This window comes from Streptomyces sp. NPDC048606, from assembly GCF_040650855.1.
Lineage (GTDB): Bacteria > Actinomycetota > Actinomycetes > Streptomycetales > Streptomycetaceae > Streptomyces.
Map to the genome: position 1 here is coordinate 101208 of NZ_JBEZIB010000017.1, position 18745 is coordinate 119952.

The 18745-nt window shown below is 73.0% G+C and carries 15 protein-coding genes; 9 read left to right on the forward strand and 6 right to left on the reverse strand.

Annotated features, from left to right (window positions below; translation table 11 throughout):
* The first annotated feature begins 236 nt into the window (after positions 1-236).
* Entirely contained in the window at positions 237-836 is a 600-nt protein-coding gene (locus AB0D01_RS19870; protein WP_363056925.1) for a DUF3043 domain-containing protein, read from the forward strand.
* Between the two features lie 110 nt (positions 837-946).
* Positions 947-1654: a class I SAM-dependent methyltransferase gene (locus AB0D01_RS19875; protein ID WP_363056927.1), complete on the forward strand. Its 708-nt coding sequence runs from the start codon at positions 947-949 to the stop codon at positions 1652-1654.
* A gap of 60 nt (positions 1655-1714) precedes the next feature.
* On the opposite strand, the gene AB0D01_RS19880 is transcribed toward AB0D01_RS19875, so the two are convergent.
* Entirely contained in the window at positions 1715-1924 is a 210-nt protein-coding gene (locus AB0D01_RS19880) for a hypothetical protein (RefSeq protein ID WP_363056929.1), read from the reverse strand.
* Positions 1925-2017: 93 nt separating this feature from the next.
* Between AB0D01_RS19880 and AB0D01_RS19885 the strand changes: the two genes are divergently transcribed.
* The 5 genes from AB0D01_RS19885 (at position 2018) to AB0D01_RS19905 (ending at position 8314) form a co-directional block, all read left to right on the forward strand.
* Positions 2018-3232: a bifunctional adenosylcobinamide kinase/adenosylcobinamide-phosphate guanylyltransferase gene (locus tag AB0D01_RS19885; protein WP_363056931.1), complete on the forward strand. Its 1215-nt coding sequence runs from the start codon at positions 2018-2020 to the stop codon at positions 3230-3232.
* Between the two features lie 122 nt (positions 3233-3354).
* Entirely contained in the window at positions 3355-4419 is a 1065-nt protein-coding gene (cobT, locus tag AB0D01_RS19890) for a nicotinate-nucleotide--dimethylbenzimidazole phosphoribosyltransferase (RefSeq protein WP_363056933.1), read from the forward strand.
* 85 nt (positions 4420-4504) lie between these two features.
* On the forward strand, positions 4505-6385 hold the full coding sequence (locus tag AB0D01_RS19895; protein ID WP_363056935.1) for a phosphatidylglycerol lysyltransferase domain-containing protein: 1881 nt from the start codon (positions 4505-4507) through the stop codon (positions 6383-6385).
* Complete coding sequence (locus AB0D01_RS19900) at positions 6382-7101, forward strand: hypothetical protein (protein ID WP_363056937.1); 720 nt, start codon at positions 6382-6384, stop codon at positions 7099-7101. Before AB0D01_RS19895 ends, AB0D01_RS19900 begins: the two co-directional genes overlap by 4 nt.
* 31 nt (positions 7102-7132) lie before the next feature.
* Complete coding sequence (locus AB0D01_RS19905; RefSeq protein ID WP_363057046.1) at positions 7133-8314, forward strand: histidine kinase; 1182 nt, start codon at positions 7133-7135, stop codon at positions 8312-8314.
* Positions 8315-8344: 30 nt separating this feature from the next.
* On the opposite strand, the gene AB0D01_RS19910 is transcribed toward AB0D01_RS19905, so the two are convergent.
* The 5 genes from AB0D01_RS19910 to AB0D01_RS19930 all read right to left on the reverse strand — a co-directional run bounded on the left by AB0D01_RS19910 (position 8345) and on the right by AB0D01_RS19930 (position 15123).
* The gene (locus AB0D01_RS19910; protein WP_363056939.1) at positions 8345-9157 is read right to left on the reverse strand and encodes an endo alpha-1,4 polygalactosaminidase; all 813 of its coding nucleotides are present in this window, start codon (positions 9155-9157) and stop codon (positions 8345-8347) included.
* The gene (locus AB0D01_RS19915; protein ID WP_363056941.1) at positions 9154-9813 is read right to left on the reverse strand and encodes a spherulation-specific family 4 protein; all 660 of its coding nucleotides are present in this window, start codon (positions 9811-9813) and stop codon (positions 9154-9156) included. Before AB0D01_RS19915 ends, AB0D01_RS19910 begins: the two co-directional genes overlap by 4 nt.
* A gap of 44 nt (positions 9814-9857) precedes the next feature.
* Complete coding sequence (locus AB0D01_RS19920) at positions 9858-11453, reverse strand: hypothetical protein (protein ID WP_363056943.1); 1596 nt, start codon at positions 11451-11453, stop codon at positions 9858-9860.
* Positions 11450-12964 carry a GT4 family glycosyltransferase PelF gene (gene pelF / locus AB0D01_RS19925; protein ID WP_363056945.1) on the reverse strand — a complete coding sequence of 505 codons (1515 nt, stop codon included), beginning with the start codon at positions 12962-12964 and terminating at the stop codon, positions 11450-11452. Before pelF ends, AB0D01_RS19920 begins: the two co-directional genes overlap by 4 nt.
* Positions 12965-13092: 128 nt before the next feature.
* Complete coding sequence (locus AB0D01_RS19930; protein ID WP_363056947.1) at positions 13093-15123, reverse strand: hypothetical protein; 2031 nt, start codon at positions 15121-15123, stop codon at positions 13093-13095.
* 356 nt (positions 15124-15479) lie between these two features.
* On the opposite strand from AB0D01_RS19930, the gene AB0D01_RS19935 reads away from it, so the two are divergent.
* The gene (locus tag AB0D01_RS19935) at positions 15480-17015 is read left to right on the forward strand and encodes a leucyl aminopeptidase (protein WP_363056949.1); all 1536 of its coding nucleotides are present in this window, start codon (positions 15480-15482) and stop codon (positions 17013-17015) included.
* Positions 17016-17327: 312 nt separating this feature from the next.
* Positions 17328-18716 (forward strand): dihydrolipoyl dehydrogenase, encoded by a 1389-nt coding sequence (gene lpdA / locus AB0D01_RS19940; protein WP_363056951.1) that lies wholly within the window; start codon positions 17328-17330, stop codon positions 18714-18716.
* The last annotated feature ends 29 nt before the right edge of the window (positions 18717-18745 follow it).

Here is an 18745-nt window from a genome sequence, read left to right on the forward strand (position 1 = left end):
GTCACCAACAAGACCCACACTACGGGCCCTGTCTCTATTACCGCACCGATCGAGTGCGGATGCGCTCCTCCTCCAGGACGACTACGCCGGCCCCGTGTCAGGCGTAAGGAGTAGGTGATCCCCGAGGTGGAGCCCGGATCCCCGGCGGGACCCGCGTACCCGTAAGACGCCCGCCGTTGCCGGATCGTTCCCCGCCGAGGTGGGGCCCGTGCCCTCGACCACGTAGGCTTGCTCGTGTGTTTGGTAGCCGCTCCTCCAAGGAAGAGAAGGCCGCCGCCACCGACAAGGTGAGCGCCGACCTCTCGCAGCCCCGTGACCCGCAGGCCCCGAAGGGCCGCCCGACGCCGAAGCGTGCTGTGGCCCAGTCGCAGCGCAAGGCCGTCGTGGCCTCGACCGGCAACCGCAAGGAGGACGCGCGGCGAGCCCGCGAGCGTCGCCGCGAGGAGATGGCCAAGCAGCGCGAGGCCCTGGCCAGCGGTGACGAGCGCTATCTGCCCGCCCGCGACAAGGGACCGGTCCGCCGGTACGTCCGCGACTTCGTGGACTCCCGCTTCTCCGTCGCCGAGATGTTCCTGCCGCTGGCCGTGGTCATCCTGATCCTCAGCATGGTCCGGGTCCCCTCGATCCAGAACATCGCGCTGATGCTGTGGCTCGGCGTGATCGTCCTGATCGTCATCGACTCCATCGGCCTGGTGTTCCGCCTGCGCAAGGCGCTCACCGCCCGCTTCCCGAACGAGCCCCGCCGCGGCGCCGTCGCGTACGGCCTCATGCGCACCCTCCAGATGCGCCGACTGCGTCTTCCCAAGCCGCAGGTCAAGCGCGGGGAACGACCCTGAGCCGAGCGACGCCCGGTACGGACGGGGCGTCGCCGGAGGGCTTCTCGGGGGGAGCCCGGCTCTGGCTGGAGGGTCTGGGGGGACTGCGCAACGCCGTCCGCCAGGAACTCGTGGGCCGGCAGGTCGAGGAACAGATCACGCACCGCTTCCCGGTCGGGCAGCGGCTGCGGGTCCTCGACGTCGGCATGGGCCAGGGCACCCAGGCGTTGCGCCTCGCCCGTGCCGGGCACAAGGTCACCGGGCTGGAACAGGACCCGGCCATGCTGGCGGTGGCGCACGCCGCGCTGGCCGCCGAGCCCGCCGGGATCCGCGACCGCGTCCGCCTGCTGGAGGGCGACGGCCGCGAGACCGGCGCGCACTTCGGCCCGGGCGGCTTCGACGTGGTGCTCTGCCACGGCGTCCTGATGTACGTCTCCGAGGCCGACGCGATGCTCGCCGGGCTGGCCCGGATGCTCGCGCCTGGCGGACTGCTGTCCCTGCTGGTGCGCAACGGGGACGCGCTCGCGCTGCGCCCCGGCCTGTCCGGGGACTGGGCCGGCGCCCTGGCCGCCTTCGACACCGTCGACTACACCAACCGGCTCGGCCTGGAGGTACGGGCGGACCGGCTGGCGGACCTGACGGCCACCCTGTCGGGGATCGGCGCCCCGCTGCACGCCTGGTACGGCGTACGGGTCTTCACCGACGGCACCGAGGCCGGGGAGGCCCTGCCGCCGGAGGAGGAGCTGGAGCGGCTGCTCGCCGCCGAGGAACGCGCCGGCCGCAGCGACCCCTACCGGTCGGTGGCGGCGCTGCTGCACCTGTGCGGCGTACGGGGCTGAGGACAGGTCCGTCGAGACCCGGAGCGGGCCTCGACGGACGTGGTCCCGCCCGGAGCCGGCTCAGGCCTCCGCGGCCGCGCGCAGGCTCATCACGTAGATCTGCGTGTCGTCCTCGAAGAGGGTGACCTGCTCGGCGCCGCCGTCCAGCAGCTCCTTCCAGACCTCACCGATCCACGACTCGGCGTCGCCCTGGGTCGTGAACTCCTCCGGCTCCACCGCCGGGCTCGTCTCGGTGCCGTCGGCCTTCTCGAACCGCCACGTCCACGCCATGTCCGCCTCCGATGCTCGTCCGCTTCTCACCTTGAGTGTGCCCGCAGAGTAACCGGGCGCGCACCACTCCCGGGGACGCGGGAAGATCTCCGTGTGGAACTCACCCTGCTCGGCACCGGCACACCCGAAGGACTGCCCCGCCCCGGCTGTCCCTGCGCCGCCTGCGCCGTCTCCGTGGGCCCCCGGGCCCGGGCCGCGACCTCCGTCCTCGTCGACGGGGCGCTGCTGCTCGACCTGACCCCCGGCGCGGTGCTGGCCGGGGCTCGTGCGGGGCATTCCCTGGCCGGCGTACGGCAGGTGCTGCTGACGCACCCGCACGACGGTCCGCCGGTGGAGCTGCCGCCCGGCCTGCCGGCCGCGGGGCGGGTGCCGGACGGGCGGGAGCTCGCGGTGATCAGCGGGCACCGGGTGCGGGCCGTGCCGATGGACGCGCCGGGCACGGGCTACGAGGTCACGGGCCCGGACGGGACCCGGCTGCTGTACCTGCCGCCGGGCGGGGCGCCCGCGGGGACCGACGGCACGGTGGCCCGCCGCCCCTACGACGTGGTCCTCGCGGACGTGCTGGGTCGCCCCGAGGCCCTGGCCCGACTGCGGGCGAGCCGGGCCGTCGGCCCCGCCACCGACGTGATCGCCGTGCACCTGGACCACGACACCCCGCCGGGGCGGGAACTGGAGCGGCGGTGCGCCGCCGCCGGGGCGCGCTCGGTCCCGGACGGCACGACCGTGCCGGCGGGCGCGTACCGCGCGCTGCCGGACGTGCCGCGCCGCACGCTGGTGCTGGGCGGGGCCCGTTCGGGCAAGTCCGTCGAGGCGGAACGGCGGCTCTCGGGGTTCCCGGAGGTGGTCTACGTCGCCACGAGCGGCACCCGTGACGGGGACGCGGAGTGGGCGCAGCGCGTCGGCCTGCACCGGGAGCGGCGTCCGGCGGGCTGGCGGACGGTGGAGACCTGCGAGCTGGTGCCGCTGCTGGAGGGCGACGGGCCGCCCCTGCTCATCGACTGCCTGGCGCTGTGGCTGACCGACGCCATGGACCGGGCCGGGGCCTGGGACGACGCCGTGTGGGCGGCCGAGGGGCAGAAGGAGCTGCGGGAGCGGGTCGCCGACCTGGTGGCGGCCGTCCGCGCGACCCGGCGGGCGGTGGTGCTGGTGAGCAACGAGGTCGGCTCCGGGGTGGTGCCCGCGACGGCGTCGGGGCGGCGCTTCCGCGACGAGCTGGGCCGGCTCAACAACGCGGTGGCCGGCGAGTGCGAACACGTCCTGCTCGTGGTGGCGGGGCAGGCGCTCGTCCTCAAGGAACCGCCGGGCTGACCCCGCGTCACACCGGAGCCGGGCCGCGGGTCCTGACAGGAAGCGGGCGGGGCACGGGCGGGGGCGCGGGCGGGGGCGGACACCCCCTGAGGGAGAGCCTCACCGGCTGTACTCTCTGGCAGATGACCACGCTGAATCTCGACGAGTTCTCCGATCTGATCGAACGCCCCGACGGGGGCGTCCGGCGTGACGCCGAGGATCGCCGTGAGCGGCTGGCCGTGCCGCCCGGCGCGCTCGGCCGGCTCGACGAGCTGGCCGAATGGCTGGCCGCCGCCCAGGGCCGGGTTCCGGTGAAGCCGATCGAGCGGCCCCGCGTCGTGCTGTTCGCCGCCGACCACGGGATCGCCGCCGAGGGCGTCTCCGCCCGGGAGGCCGGCAGCGCCCACACCCTGGTACGGGCCGTGCTCGACGGCACCAGCCCCGTCTCCATCCTGGCCGGCCGGCTCGGCGCGAGCGTACGGGTGGTGGACGCCGGCCTGGACTGCGATCCGCAGCTGCTTCCCGAGGACGTGGTCCGCCACCGCGTGCGGCGCGGCAGCGGACGCATCGACGTCGAGGACGCCCTGAGCGCGCGGGAGGCCGAGGAGGCGCTGCGGCTCGGCATCCGGATCGCCGACGAGGAGGCCGATTCCGGCACCGACCTGGTGGTCCTCGGCGACCTGAGCGTCGGCGGCACCACGGTGGCGGCCACCCTCGTGGCGGCGCTGTGCGGCACGGACGCCTCCGTGGTCACCGGCCGGGGCGGGGTCCCCATCGACGACCTGGCCTGGATGCGCAAGTGCGCGGCGATCCGCGACTCGCTGCGCCGGGCCCGCCCCGTGCTCGGCGACCAGGTGGCGCTGCTGGCGGCGGTCGGCGGCGCGGACGTCGCCGCGATCACCGGGTTCCTGCTCCAGTGCGCGGTGCGCCGTACGCCGGTCATCCTCGACGGGGTCGTCTCCGCGGCCTGCGGACTCGTCGCGCAGCGGGCGGCGTTCCGCGCTCCGGACTGGTGGCTGGCGGGCCAGACCAGCGGCGAGCCGGGCCAGGCGAAGGCCCTGGACCGGATGGCACTCAACCCCGTGCTCGACCACGGCGTCACAGTGGGAGAGGGAACCGGGGCCCTGCTGGCGCTCCCCCTGGTCCAGGCGGCCGCCGCGCTCGCGGCGGAACTCCCGGAGCGGGCCGTGGAACAACCGAACGACTGACACACCGGGCACTACGGGCTGCCTGACCGGTCCGCAGTGCTCGCACTGCCTGCGGACGGCCGGACGCCCCATATCATCGCTTTTCATGGGAGAGGTCCGCTTGACCAGCGCAGACACCGACCGGAGCCTCGATCAGGCCTCCGGCAAGGCATCCAACGGCAGGAAGGAAGCCGGCGGGGACACCGCCGGAAAGCCGACCCGCAGGGGCAGTACCCGATCACGGCGCAGTGCCGCGTTCGCCGTCTGGTACCTGCGGGCGGTCACCTTCGTCAACTTCCTCAGCGCGGTGTGGCTGTCCCTGGGACAGGACCTGCGCCGGCACAACACCGCGGACTTCTACACCCCGTACCTGCTGACGGCCGGTTTCGCCTCGGGCCTGTTCTCGCTGCTGCTGGCCGTCACGATGGGCCGCCGCAAGCGCGCCGCCTGGATCCTCAACCTGGTGGTCAGCGGCCTGCTGCTGCTGGCGTTCGCGGTGGCCGCCTTCGCGCCCTGCGTCGGCGGCGAGCTGAACGTCTGCTACCCGGAGTTCCGCGACCACGCCCAGAACTGGGTCTCCCTGGCCCTGACCGCGGCCTTCGTCGGCGCCCTGTTGCTGGGCCGCCACGAGTTCTACGCCAAGGGCGACCGCTCCAACCCCAAGCTGGCCACGGCCGTCGCCGCCGTCGGCCTGCTCGTCACCTCCCTGGTGGCCGCGCTGCTGGTCGGCGCGACCAACACCGACGCCGACCGGGCGGACGCCACCTTCCTGGCCCGCTGGCGGTACGGCGTGATGCGGCTGATCACCCTGGCGCCCGACGACAAGGCGTACAACGCGATCAGCACGCCCGCCTGGGTGGACGTGTTCATCAACGTCATGTCGATGCTGCTGCTGCTCGCCGTGCTGTTCGCCGCGTTCCGCTCGCGCCGCGCCGTCGACCCCCTCACCCCCGAGGACGAGGAGCGGCTGCGGGCGCTGCTCGCCCGGCAGGGCGACCGCGACTCCCTCGGCTACTTCGCGCTGCGCCGCGAGAAGTCCGTCATCTGGTCCCCGACCGGCAAGGCCGCCGTCACCTACCGCGTCGTCGGCGGGGTGTCCCTGGCCTCCGGCGACCCGATCGGCGACCCCGAGGCCTGGCCGGGCGCCATCGAGCCCTGGCTGGCCGAGGCCCGCGAACACGGCTGGGTGCCCGCGGTGATGGGCGCGAGCGAGGAGGCCGGACAGATCTACGCGCGCCACGGCCTGGACGCGCTGGAACTGGGCGACGAGGCCATCGTGGAGACCGACGAGTTCACGCTGGAGGGCCGCGCCATGCGCACCGTCCGCCAGGCCTACAACCGCGTCAAGCGGGCCGGCTACACGGTCCGCATCCGCCGCCACGCGGACATCCCGGCCGAGGAGATGGACGTCCTGCTGCGCCGGGCCGACGACTGGCGCGACGGGGCGACCGAGCGCGGGTTCTCCATGGCCCTGGGCCGACTGGGTGATCCGGCCGACGGCCAGTGCGTGATGTTGGAGTGCACCGACGGCAACGGCGACCTGCGCGCCGTGCTGTCGTTCGTGCCCTGGGGCCCCAAGGGCCTGTCGCTGGACCTGATGCGCCGTGACCGCGACTCGGAGAACGGCCTGATGGAGTTCATGGTCATCGAACTCCTGGAGCGTTCAAAGGAGATCGGCGTCACACAGGTCTCGCTGAACTTCGCGATGTTCCGTTCCGTCTTCGAGCGGGGGTCCAAGCTCGGCGCCGGCCCGGTGCTGCGCCTGTGGCGGTCGCTGCTGAGCTTCTTCTCCCGCTGGTGGCAGATCGAGTCCCTCTACCGGGCCAACGCCAAATACCGGCCGATCTGGGAACCGCGGTTCATGCTCTTCGAGAAGAGTTCCGACCTGTTGCGGATCGGTGTCGCGGCGGGCCGGGCCGAGGGCTTCCTGGAGGCGCCCGGCCTGCCGAAGTGGCTGCACCGCAGACATCTGGAGACGATTCGTTGACGGCAAGGACGTCGGCCCCACTGCGGCGGTTCGCCCGCCGCGAGTGGGGCCCCCTGCTGCGGACCCTGAGGAACTCCCTCGTCCGTGACCGGTGGCGGGCGGTGCCGATGACCCTCGGCGCCGTGGCCCTGACGTCCGTCTTCCAGCTCGTGCAGAACACGTCCTGGGGCTTCCAGCCCGTCCAGGACCTCGGCTCCGTCAAGGCCGTCGACCCCCTGTGGCTGGCGCTGCTGCGCACCCCGCTGTCCCTCTTCGTCCCCGCCCTGGACCTGCCCGTGTGGGGGGCCCTCGCGCAGATCCTGCTGGTCTTCGGCATCGCCGAGATCTGCATCGGCTGGTGGCGGACGCTGGTCATCGGCTACCTCGCCACCCTCGCCGGCACCACCTACGCCCGCATCGGTCTCGCCCTGGGCCCCGACCACCCCTTCGGCCTGCCGGACTCCGACCGGATCGTCAACGACACCGGGCCGTCGGCGGCCGTGGTGGGCCTGGCCGTCTACGTGTGCTGGCGGTACCGGGCCTACCTCACCGGGGCCCTGGTGGTGCTGGCGATGATCGGCGAGATCCTGGTCAAGGACAACCTGGCCGGCAAGGAACACCTCGCGGCGATCGCCGCCGTCCTGCTGCTGTGCGTCGCGCAGGCGAAGTGGGAGGCCTCCCGCCCGGCCCGCACGGGCGGCCGCGGGGAGCCCGTACCGTATCGGGGTGACGACTGACCTCGGGCCCTTCGCCCCCACCCGGCAGTGGATGCGGGCCCACCCGCTCGCCACCGACGCCGTGCTGGCCCTCGGGGCGCTCGTCTCCATGGTCGTCGGGTCCTTCGCCGATCCCCACGGACCGCACGGGCCCACCTTCGGGACCCGCACCCCCGACCCCTTCTCGCTGCTGCTGATGCTCCTCGGCGCCGCCGCGCTCGTCCTGCGACGCCGCCGGCCGCGCGCCGTCCTCGCCGTCACCTGCGCGCTGTCCCTGCTGGAACTGACCACCGGCGAACCGCGGGCCCCCGTCGCGATGTGCACGGTGATCGCCCTGTACACGGTGGCCGCGCGCACCGACCGCCCCACCACCTGGCGCGTCGGCCTGCTCACGATGACCGGGCTGACCGGGGTGGCCATGCTCGCCGGGCCGCTGCCCTGGTACGCGCAGGAGAACATCGGGATCTTCGCCTGGACCGGCATGGCCGCCGCCGCGGGCGACGCGGTGCGCAGCCGCCGGGCCTTCGTCGACGCCATACGGGAACGGGCCGAACGCGCCGAACGGACCCGCGAGGAGGAGGCCCGACGGCGCGTCGCGGAGGAACGGCTGCGCATCGCCCGGGACCTGCACGACGTGGTGGCCCACCACATCGCCCTGGTCAACGTGCAGGCGGGGGTGGCCGCGCACGTCATGGACAAGCGGCCCGACCAGGCCAAGGAGGCCCTGGCCCACGTACGGGACGCCAGCCGGTCCGCGCTGAACGAACTGCGGGCGACGGTGGGCCTGCTGCGCCAGTCCGGCGACCCGGAGGCCCCCACGGAGCCCGCGCCGGGACTGGACGTCCTCGACGGGCTGCTCGACACCTTCCGGCACTCGGGGCTGCCGGTGGAGGCGGTCGTACAGCTCGGGCCGGAGCGGACGGCCGAGCCGCTGCCGGCGGCCGTGGACCTGGCGGCGTACCGGGTGATCCAGGAGGCGCTGACGAACGTGAGCAAGCACGCCGGTCCGGGCGCGCGGGCCGAGGTCAGCGTGGTGCGGGTGGGTTCCTGCGTGGAGGTGACCGTCCTGGACGACGGGGGCACCTCCGCCGACTCCTCGCCGGGGACCTCGGATCCGGGCGGCGGCCACGGGCTGCTGGGGATGCGCGAGCGCACGGGCGCGCTCGGCGGCTCCTGCTTCGCCGGGCCCCGCTACGGGGGCGGATTCAGGGTGCACGCGATCCTCCCCCTGTAGCGGCGCCGGCCGCGGGTCCGCGGCGACCCCTCAGCAGGCCTTGCGCCAGGGGCCCAGCTCCAGCTTCTTCTCCAGGGAGCTGAGCCTCAGCTCGCGCGAGCGGGCGCAGAAGCGGGACGTCGGCAGTTCGTACTCCACGTGGAAGACGGCCTTGCCGGCCTCGATGAAGGGGGTCAGCCGGTCGCATTCGTCGTACTGGGCGCACTGCTCGTTGACGGCGAAGTCGAAGTCGCCGACGAGCTGCGGGATCTGGTCCAGGTCGTTCTTGAGTCCGACGGCCATCCCCCGGTCGTGGGCGAGGCGGGCGATCATCCGGTTGAACCGGAGCTGGTCGTCGGCGGTGACGGGGAAGCCGGACGTGTTGAGGTAGGCGTCCATGTTGTCCGGTTCCACCGCGTCGAAGCCCTTGTCCCGACACATGTCGAACCGTTCGGCCATGATCGGCTCCAGCTCGGCGACGCCCCGGATGTCGAGCCAGCGCTCGCCCTTCCAGCCGTTGCCCTCGCCGAGCAGCGACTTCGGGAACCGGTCGGCGTCGGAGCGGAAGTCCTCCCAGGCTCCGGCGGAGATGTAGCAGATGGTCCGGCGGCCGTCCTTCCTGAGCCGGGCGACCTCCTCCTTGGTGGTGTTGAAGCCGTCCACGTCGTAGACCGGCACGTCCACGGAGGGGTCCAGCCGGCCGGTGAGCTGCCACTGCCAGGCGGTGCCGGGTCGGGGCTGCCAGCGCTCGCCGGGCGCCTGGTCGGGCCAGGGGCCGGGGCCCTCGTCCTCGTCCGGCTCGGCGCCGCAGGCGGCGGTCAGCAACAGCAGCGCCGCTACCAGGACGGCGGTGAAACGCTTCATCGGGACGTCTCCAGGGCGTACGGGAGGGTCCCCCAGGGATGCGCGCCGGTGCCGGGCACCGCGCAGTGCACCCCCGCCCGCCGCTCGGCGGCGAGTTCGGCGGCGGGTGCCCCCGGCGGCACGGCGTACACGAGGTGGCAGAACGTCCCGGCGGGGTGGTCGGCGGTCCAGGCGGGCGGCGCGGCGGCCGCCTCCCGGTAGGCGTCCCAGGGGCCCTCGAAGGTGACGAGGAGGTCGGCGAGCGGTACGTACCCGGGGTGCGGGTGCACGCCGTGGTTCAGGACGAGGGTACGGGCCCCCGCCGCCCGGGCGGCGACGGCGAGGCGCCCGTAGTGCGGCAGCAGTTCCGGATCGGCGGCGGCCTGGTCGAGGAAGGCGCCGTCGGTGGCGTACCAGTCGCGGTGGCGCACCAGGTCCCGGACCACGGCCGCGTGCGGACGCCGCCCGTAGTCGGTGTCGACGTAGCCGAGGACGGGCACTCCGGCCTCCGCCAGCCGGGCGGCGACGGCCGCGAACCGTTCGTCGGGGGCCTCGCCCGGCCCGCTGTCGGGGTTGAGGACCACCGAGTGCACGAGGCCGGTGCCCGCGCGCTCGATGAGCCGTTCCCACTCCTCGGGACGGTCGGCGGGATGCTCGTAGAGCGGTACCAGGAGCACGGGGTCCTTCTCCTCACGGGAACGGGGGTGTGGCGCGGGGGCGGTCAGCGGTGTGCGGTGGCGCGGCCCAGGAGCAGGCAGACGAGCACGGCCAGGGCGCAGGCCGCGCCGGCCGCCACCGTCACCTGGACCGCGCCCGGCCGGCCGACGCCGACCAGCAGGGCCAGGCTCTGGACGACGGCCGCCGAGGCGCAGACCACGGCCGCCGGACGGACCGCGCCGAAGGACTGCAGGAGCAGCCCGGTCCACATGACGGCGCCGAGCAGCAGCAGGGTGGCCACGCGCAGGCCCGTCAGCCCGGGGGCGTCGGGCCACAGCAGGGTCCCGGCGACGCCGAGGACCAGCAGCACCGCCAGGTAGAGCGCGAGGCAGCGGGCCAGGGTGACGAGCATCCGCCGCCGGAAGGCCCGGGGCGACCGGGCTCCGCGCAGCCCCGCGAGGCTGCCGCTGCGGAAGCGGTGGAGCAGCCATTCGGCGGGGCCCATGCTGAGGGTGAGGGCCACGGCGGAGGGTGCCGCGACCGCCTCGGCGGGGCCTCCGGCGAGGACCTCCCCCAGGGCGGCGTACAGCACGAGCAGGCCGGTGCCCAGGCCGAAGACCCCGTAGGGCACCGAGTCGCCGATGCGGGGGCCGCGGCGGGCGCGGTCCTCCTCGGCGCCGCGCAGCATCCGCCAGCGCACCGGCCCGCCCTCGCCGGGGCGGCGCCGCAGCCGCTCGCGCAGCCGGCGCCGGGCGGCCCGCAGCCCCCGGGCGAGGGGCAGTTCCCGTACGGCCAGGACGCAGGCGGCCAGCAGGGACACCAGCAGGAGCCCGATCCGCACCGGCACGGGCGGGTCCGCGACGAGCGCGAGCAGCGCCCCGGCGGCCATCGGGCCGAGCGCGGCGAGCAGCACCCGTTCCCGGCCCAGGACGAGCAGGACGGTCGCCGCGCCGACGTACAGGGCCTGGCCCGCGGCGAAGGCGTACGAGAACGGCGGCCCGCCCGGCACCGCGCACGCGGCGGCGGTCCCGAGCAGGGCCCCGACGGGGGCGCCGACGAGCAGGGTGCGGCCGGCGGCGGCCCGGTCGCCGAGGCCGAGCCAGGAGTAGGCGCGGTGGGACAGGGTCTGGTCCCACACCCAGCCGATGAGCGCGCCGGCGAGCAGGGTCAGGGTTCCGGCGGGGAGCCCGAGCCGGTCCGGGGGCCCTTCGAGGAGGGGGGCTCCGAGGACGTAGGCGAGCCCCGGCAGGGCGAAGATCACCCCGCGCAGCAGGCAGGCGGTGAGGGAGACCCTCCAGGGGTCGGGGACGCGGTCGGGCTCCGGGAAGGAGCGCGGCACGCGGGCGTAGAGCTCCTCGGCGAGGGCGAAGGAGTCCCGGCGGCCGTAGGTGAGGCGGATGTACTCGTCGTTCATGCCGTCGGATTCCAGGACGGCGGCGATCTCGTCGGGGTGGACGGCGGCGGAGACGAACGCGTCGAGGCGTTCGGCGAGTTCGTCCATCGGGTCGGCGGCCGTGCCCGCGGGGCGCGGCCGGGGCGGCGCCGTGAGGGTGTCGGTACGGTGGTCGGCCGCGCCGCCGGCGCCGTGGGACGCGCGGTGGCCGAGGCGGACCCAGCCGCCTTCGGGGCCGGGGGGCTTGAGCCAGAGGGATCCGCTCACCACAGGCTCCCGTCGGCCGCGAGTTCCCGGTACCAGGGGTCGGCGAGGCGCTGCGTCCAGTCGTCGCCCGCGTGGACGGGCAGGACGGGCTGGCCGGCGAGTTCGCGGTAGATGTGCCGGAAGCCGTCGACGGACTGGTGGAGGGTGAACTTCTCCACCACCCTCTTGCGGGACATCCGGCCCAGCTCGGCGCGGCGTTCGTCGTCGCGGAGCAGGGCGAGGGTGGCGCGGGCCATGGTCTCGGGCTCGCGGGGCGGTACGACGAGCCCGGTGTCCCCGACGGCCTCGCGGACCCCGCCGACGTCGGTGGAGACGGTGGTGCGGCCGCAGGACATGGCCTCGATGATGCTGAAGGGGAAGCCCTCGCTGATGGAGGAGAGCATGACGACGCTGCCGGCCGCGTAGGCCCGCGCGACCTGTTCGACGCGGCCCTCGTAGGTGATGCCGTCGGTGACGCCCAGTTCGGCGGCGAGCTTCTCCAGGCGGATCCGGTAGTCCTCGCAGCCGGCCGGGACCGGGCCGAAGAGGCGCAGGCGCAGGGCGGGCAGTTCGGCGCGCATGAAGGCGTAGGCGCGGATGAGGGTTTCGAGGTCCTTGATGGGGTCGATGCGACCGCACCAGCTGAGGGTGGGCACCTCGGGTTCGGGACCGGCCTCGGGGAAGGCGTGCGGGTCGACGCCGTTGTAGACGGTGCGGATGCGTTCGGAGTCGGCGCCCCCGCGTTCCTCCCAGCGGCGGTTGTACTGGTTGACGGGGGTGATCAGGTCGGCCTGGCGGTAGCCCTCGGTGTTCAGCTCGCGGTAGAAGCCGAGCATCAGGGCCTTGACGGGCCAGCGTTGGGCCGCGGTGCGGTAGCCGAGGTAGCGCTCGCGCAGGTAGATGCCGTGCTCGGTGAGCAGGAACGGTACCCCGTCGAGGCGTTTGGCGGCGAGGGCCGGGAGCGTGGCGAGGCCGCTGCTGACGGCGTGCGCGACGCTGTCGGGCGGGATCCGCACGGACAGCGGGCGCAGGGCGTGTTCCAGCAGGTCGGTGGCGGTGAGCGCGTCGTGGATGGTGGGCTTCGCCTCGGCGGTGGGCAGCCCGGGGCGGGTCCACACCTCCATCAGCAGGCGCAGCACCGACTCGGAGCGCAGGGCCGGGGCGAGGCGGCCGGCGCGGGCGAGGCGGGTGAACTCGCCGAGGGCGTCGGAGAAGGCGCCCCGGTCCGGGTCGACGAGGGAGAGCAGGAAGGCTTCGTACGTCTCGTGGAACAGGCGGCGGGCCTTGCCCCGCAGGGCGAGCCGGCGGGTCCGGGACGGGGGCGGGCCCCAGAGCGGCACGGCGGTGTGCCGGTAGACGTTGCGCGGCAGTTCCCAGGTGACCGGCTCGCGACCGGAGCCGGTCAGGGCTATGACGTTGAAGTCGACTTCCGGCATGCCGCGGACCAGTTGGTCGCACCAGGTGCTGACGCCTCCGTGGACGTGCGGATAGGTTCCTTCGGTGAGCATGGTGACGTGACGCCCATGGCTCATTTCGGTGTGTCCCCCCAGGACTCTCTGCTCTGTGTCGGGCTCGGTTCGCCTCGGGGGGCGCGACGGTCTGCCCGCCGCGCCCCCTTCGGCTCACTCGCCCGTGCGATGTGTGGTGGTGCGGAGGTGGATCAGCTGGGCAGGCGGAGCGTCACCGCGCTCTGGAGCAGCGCGGGGCCGGTCCAGCCGGAGAGGTTCCCGGCGTAGGCGGCGCCGAAGTCGGTGGTGCCGAGCAGCAGCTGCTTCTTCGTCCCGTTGGGCGCGGTGATCGGGGCGAGGACCCCGGCGGGCGCCTTGACGGTGACGTCCTTGCCGATCTTGTATGCGGTGACCTGGCCCGCGGCGAGCGCCTTGTCCCAGGCGGTGCGGCGGGTCAGTTCGAGACCGGTGTCCTTCATGCTCTGGTTGACGATCGGCGCGGAGGTCGCGTACAGGGACCGGTAGGTGTCGAGGACCTGGTTGAGCACGGGGTAGAGGGTGCGGTCCTCGGCGAGGTTGGACTGGTGCACGTAGTGCGGGCGCGGGTCGTTGGCGAGGACGTGGCGCAGCGCGGTGCGGGCCTCGGCGGGCACGATGGTGTTCAGGTAGCCCGTGTTGACGTCGAGCGGGGCCGGCAGGCAGGTCGAGGTCGCCGGGTTGTCCTCGCAGATGCCGCTGCCGCCGTCGGCCCGGCTGGTGTAGATCCAGTTGTACTCGTCGGCCATCTCCGCATTGGTGCCCGTGTTGTAGTACACGTTCATCGGGTGGCGGGGGACGGTCAGGGCGGCGCCGACGGCCCGCTGGGCGGGTTCGCGGGAGTTGTCGCTGCCGGCCCACTTGACGCCGTTGTCGGCGAGGGCGCCCGCGAGGTTGGGGTTGTCCTGGGGCTGCTGCGGGGCGGTCTTCAGCCCCGAGTGCTCGCCGGTCACCAGCTCGGTGCGGTCGGTGACGATGCCCTTGGACGCGGCCCAGTTGTTGTTGTCGCGGATCTGCGCGGAGATCTCGGCCCGGCTCATCCAGTTGATCGCGCCCTGGGCGTTCTTGGTGCAGGTCCACGGCACGGTGGTGGTGTCCTGCACGCAGCCGAGGAACGGGTGCGTGTAGGTGTGGTTCATCCACCGGTACTTGGCCCGGTCGGCCACCAGCCGGTCCGTCAGGGCGTCGACCCCGCCGTTCTCGGCCTTCCACTCCTCGCCGGCGCCCGCGTTGAAGAGCAGGTCGAGCTTGAAGTTCTTCGACGTCTGCCACTGCGCCGCGTACTGCGCGTCGGCGGCCGTCATCCGGATGGTGCTCTCCTTGCCCTCGCCGCCCGCGCAGGCGTAGTCGCCGGGCGTGCAGTTGAGCTCCTTGTTCCAGCGGGCGTCCGGGGCGAAGACGTCGTCGACGTGGACGGCGAAGTAGTTGCGGCTCTGGCCCAGGTGGACGCCCTGCGTGAGCCACTCGACGATGCCCCGGGCGAGCAGCCGGAACTGCTGCTGGTGCTGGTTGTAGCCGAAGGTGACGACCAGCTCGCTGCGCCCGTCGTGGGTGTACTCGCCGACGAGCGAGGCCCGCCCGGAGCCGACGGGGGCGTCGAGGTAGCTGGTGTAGCCGGCGCGCGGCTTGCCCATGAAGCCGTAGCTCTCGGGCACCAGCGGGGAGTTGTCCTCGAAGGTGACCTGACCGCCGAGGTAGGCGAAGGGGCCCGCCTTGCCGGCCGCGGTGACCGTGGCCGGCGTGCCGTCCAGGCTGCCGCTGAAGCCTCCGTTGTCCGTGTACTCCAGACCCACTCCCGGGTGGGCCCAGGTGTAGGCGTCGACCTGGCGGATCCCGTACGTCGTCTCGTACGCGCTCAGCGCGGTCATCTCGGCGGAGCCCGCGCCGAACGGGTTCTCGTTGGGCAGGACCACGCCCTGGTACTTGGCCCGGGGCCGACCGTCCACGGTGTCGCTGAGGAACGCCGCGTTGATGACCGGGCGCGTGGGGCTGCCCAGGTCGACGCGGGTGAACGGCACTCCGGTGTCGCGCAGCTCGGCGGTGATCGCCTCGACGGAGCTGCCACCGTCGTCGACGACCAGCACCTTCAGGTCGACGCGCGGTGTCACGGCCGCGGCGTGCGCGGTCGCGGCGGGTACTGCCACGGACATCAGAGCTGCCGCGGCCATGGCGGCGGCGACCCTGTTCATCCGGTTCTTGTTGACCATTTCGGCCTTCCCCCCGCAGGCCTCCCCGGTGCCGGCCACAGGCGGAGGGCCGAACGGGTGAGGCTCTGTGGAAATCATGCAAAGGAACCCCGCGTCCCCTTGCGAGAGCGGCTCGATCCTCTCGGACCCCGTCAGGTCTAAGAGGCAAACCTGGAGCAGAGTCCACAGATGGGTGAACCTCGCGGCGCATTGATCGAACAAGTTGCCAAACCTTCGAGTGACGTACGGGCGAGTACGTGCGCGTAGGCTCGTTTCCGGCGGCCGCCGCGCCGGAATACGATCGCTGCGGAAGCGGCCGGCGATCCCGGTACCACCACCAGCTCCCCATACACAAACGGAAGCGAGACCTCACCACCGTGACTGCTCTGACTCTCAGCACCGCCGGCGCAGCGACGCTGCGCGCCGACGCCCTCGTGGTCGGCGTGGCCAAGGGCCCGAAGGGCCTCCTCGTGGCCGCCGGCGCCGAGGCCGTGGACAAGGCGTTCGACGGAAAGCTCTCCGCCGTGCTCGACGCCCTCGGTGCCTCCGGCGCCGAAGGTGAGATCACGAAGCTGCCCGCACCGGCCGGTCTCAAGGTCCCCGTCGTGCTGGCGGTCGGGCTGGGCACCGCGCCCGAGGCGGACGAGTCCTTCGACGAGGAGGTGCTGCGCCGCGCCGCCGGCTCCGCCTCCCGCGCCCTGCACGGTACGAAGAAGGCCGCCTTCGCACTCCCCCTGGACGACGCCTCCGCCGTCACCGCCGTCGCCGAGGGCGCGCTGCTGGGCGCGTACGCCTTCACCGCCTACCAGGGCGGCGAGAAGAAGGCCGGCAACGGCAAGAACTCCGGCCCCAAGCAGCCCCTGGCCGAGGTGGCCCTGCTCGGCGCCAAGCCGCGCGACAAGGAGCACAAGGCCGCGGCCGAGCGCGCCACGATCGTCGCGACCGAGGTCAACATCGCCCGTGACCTGATCAACACCCCGCCGAACGACCTCACCCCCGAGGCCTTCGCCGCCGTCGCGTCCGCGACCGCGAAGGAGAACGGCATCAAGGTCCAGATCCTCGACGAGAAGGCCCTCGTCAAGGGCGGCTACGGCGGCATCATGGGCGTCGGCAAGGGCTCCGAGAACCCGCCGCGCCTGGTGAAGCTCACCTACACGCACGCCAAGGCGGAGAAGAGCCTGGCCTTCGTCGGCAAGGGCATCACCTACGACTCGGGCGGCATCTCCCTCAAGCCGGCCGGCCACAACGAGACGATGAAGTGCGACATGGCCGGCGCCGCCGCCGTCTTCGCCGCCGTCGTCGCGGCCGCGAAGCTGGGCCTGCGGGTCAACGTCACCGGCTGGCTCGCGCTCGCCGAGAACATGCCCTCCGGCTCCGCCACCAAGCCCGGCGACGTGCTGCGCATGTACAGCGGCAAGACCGTCGAGGTCCTGAACACCGACGCCGAGGGCCGTCTGGTCCTGGGCGACGCGCTGACCAAGGCCTCCGAGGACAACCCGGACGCGATCGTCGACGTGGCGACCCTGACCGGCGCGATGGTGCTGGCCCTGGGCGACCGCACCTTCGGGATCATGGCGAACGACGACGCCTTCCGCACCTCGATCCACGAGATCGCGGAGGAGGTCGGCGAGTCCTCCTGGCCGATGCCGCTCCCCGAGGACCTGCGCAAGTCCATGGACTCCCCCACCGCCGACATCGCCAACATGGGTGTCCGCATGGGCGGCGGTCTGGTGGCCGGCCTCTTCCTGCGCGAGTTCGTCGGCGAGGGCATCACCTGGGCCCACCTGGACATCGCGGGTCCGGCCTTCCACGAGGGCGCCCCGTACGGGTACACCCCCAAGGGCGGCACCGGCTCGGCCGTGCGCACCCTGGTGCGGCTCGCCGAGCGCACCGCCACGGGCGACCTGGGCTGACGTACCGGTCCGTGAGACGACCGGTGTGACGTGCGGAACGCGCCCCGGGACCCGTTCGTGGTCCCGGGGCGCGTTCGCTCTGGAAGAAACCTTGAGGATCAGTAGGTTTCTACGCAGCGGTAACCCTCACTTCGGACGGAACGACCGTCCACACCCGGGGCCCGGCGTCCCGCGTTCCCCCGACAAATGCGAAGATGGGTTCTCGGCAGGACAGGGCCCCCACCACAGGGCCGAAGAAACAAGCGGCCGATTACCAGCCGCCGCCCGGTCACAGAGGACCGGTGCCCGGCGCACATGCATGGAGGACGTGACGTGGCGAACGACGCCAGCACCGTTTTCGACCTAGTGATCCTCGGCGGTGGCAGTGGCGGTTACGCCGCGGCTCTCCGCGCATCCCAGCTGGGTCTCGACGTTGCGCTGATCGAGAAGAACAAGCTCGGTGGCACCTGCCTGCACAACGGCTGCATCCCCACGAAGGCTCTGCTGCACGCCGGTGAGGTCGCCGACCAGGCGCGCGAGGCCGCCCAGTTCGGTGTCAAGGCCTCCTTCGAGGGCATCGACATCGCGGGCGTGCACAAGTACAAGGACGAGGTCATCTCGGGCCTGTACAAGGGCCTCCAGGGCCTGGTCGCCTCCCGCAAGGTGACCTACATCGAGGGTGAGGGCCGCCTGTCCTCCCCGACGTCCGTCGACGTCAACGGTCAGCGCGTCCAGGGCCGCCACGTCCTGCTGGCGACCGGCTCCGTGCCGAAGTCGCTGCCGGGCCTGCAGATCGACGGCAACCGCATCATCTCCTCGGACCACGCGCTGGTCCTGGACCGCGTCCCCGAGTCGGCGATCGTCCTGGGCGGCGGCGTCATCGGCGTCGAGTTCGCCTCGGCGTGGAAGTCCTTCGGCTCCGACATCACCGTCATCGAGGGCCTCAAGCACCTCGTGCCGGTCGAGGACGAGAACAGCTCGAAGCTGCTGGAGCGCGCGTTCCGCAAGCGCGGCATCAAGTTCAACCTCGGCACCTTCTTCGACAAGGCCGAGTACACCGAGAACGGCGTACGCGTCACCCTCGCCGACGGCAAGACCTTCGAGGCCGAGGTGCTGCTGGTCGCGGTCGGCCGCGGCCCGGTCTCGCAGGGCCTGGGCTACGAGGAGCAGGGCGTCGCGATGGACCGCGGCTACGTCCTGGTCGACGAGTACATGCAGACCAACGTGCCGACCATCTCGGCCGTCGGTGACCTCGTCCCGACCCTCCAGCTGGCGCACGTCGGCTTCGCCGAGGGCATCCTGGTCGCGGAGCGTCTGGCCGGCCTGAAGGCCGTCCCGATCGACTACGACGGTGTCCCGCGCGTCACGTACTGCCACCCCGAGGTCGCCTCCGTCGGCATCACCGAGGCCAAGGCCAAGGAGATCTACGGCGCGGACAAGGTCGTCGCCCTCAAGTACAACCTGGCGGGCAACGGCAAGAGCAAGATCCTCAAGACCGCGGGCGAGATCAAGCTCGTCCAGGTCAAGGACGGTGCCGTGGTCGGCGTCCACATGGTCGGTGACCGCATGGGCGAGCAGGTCGGCGAAGCCCAGCTGATCTACAACTGGGAAGCCCTGCCCGCCGAGGTCGCGCAGCTCATCCACGCGCACCCGACCCAGAACGAGGCGCTCGGCGAGGCCCACCTGGCCCTGGCCGGCAAGCCGCTGCACTCCCACGACTGATTCGTCACGGGCGCGACGACCACTTCCGC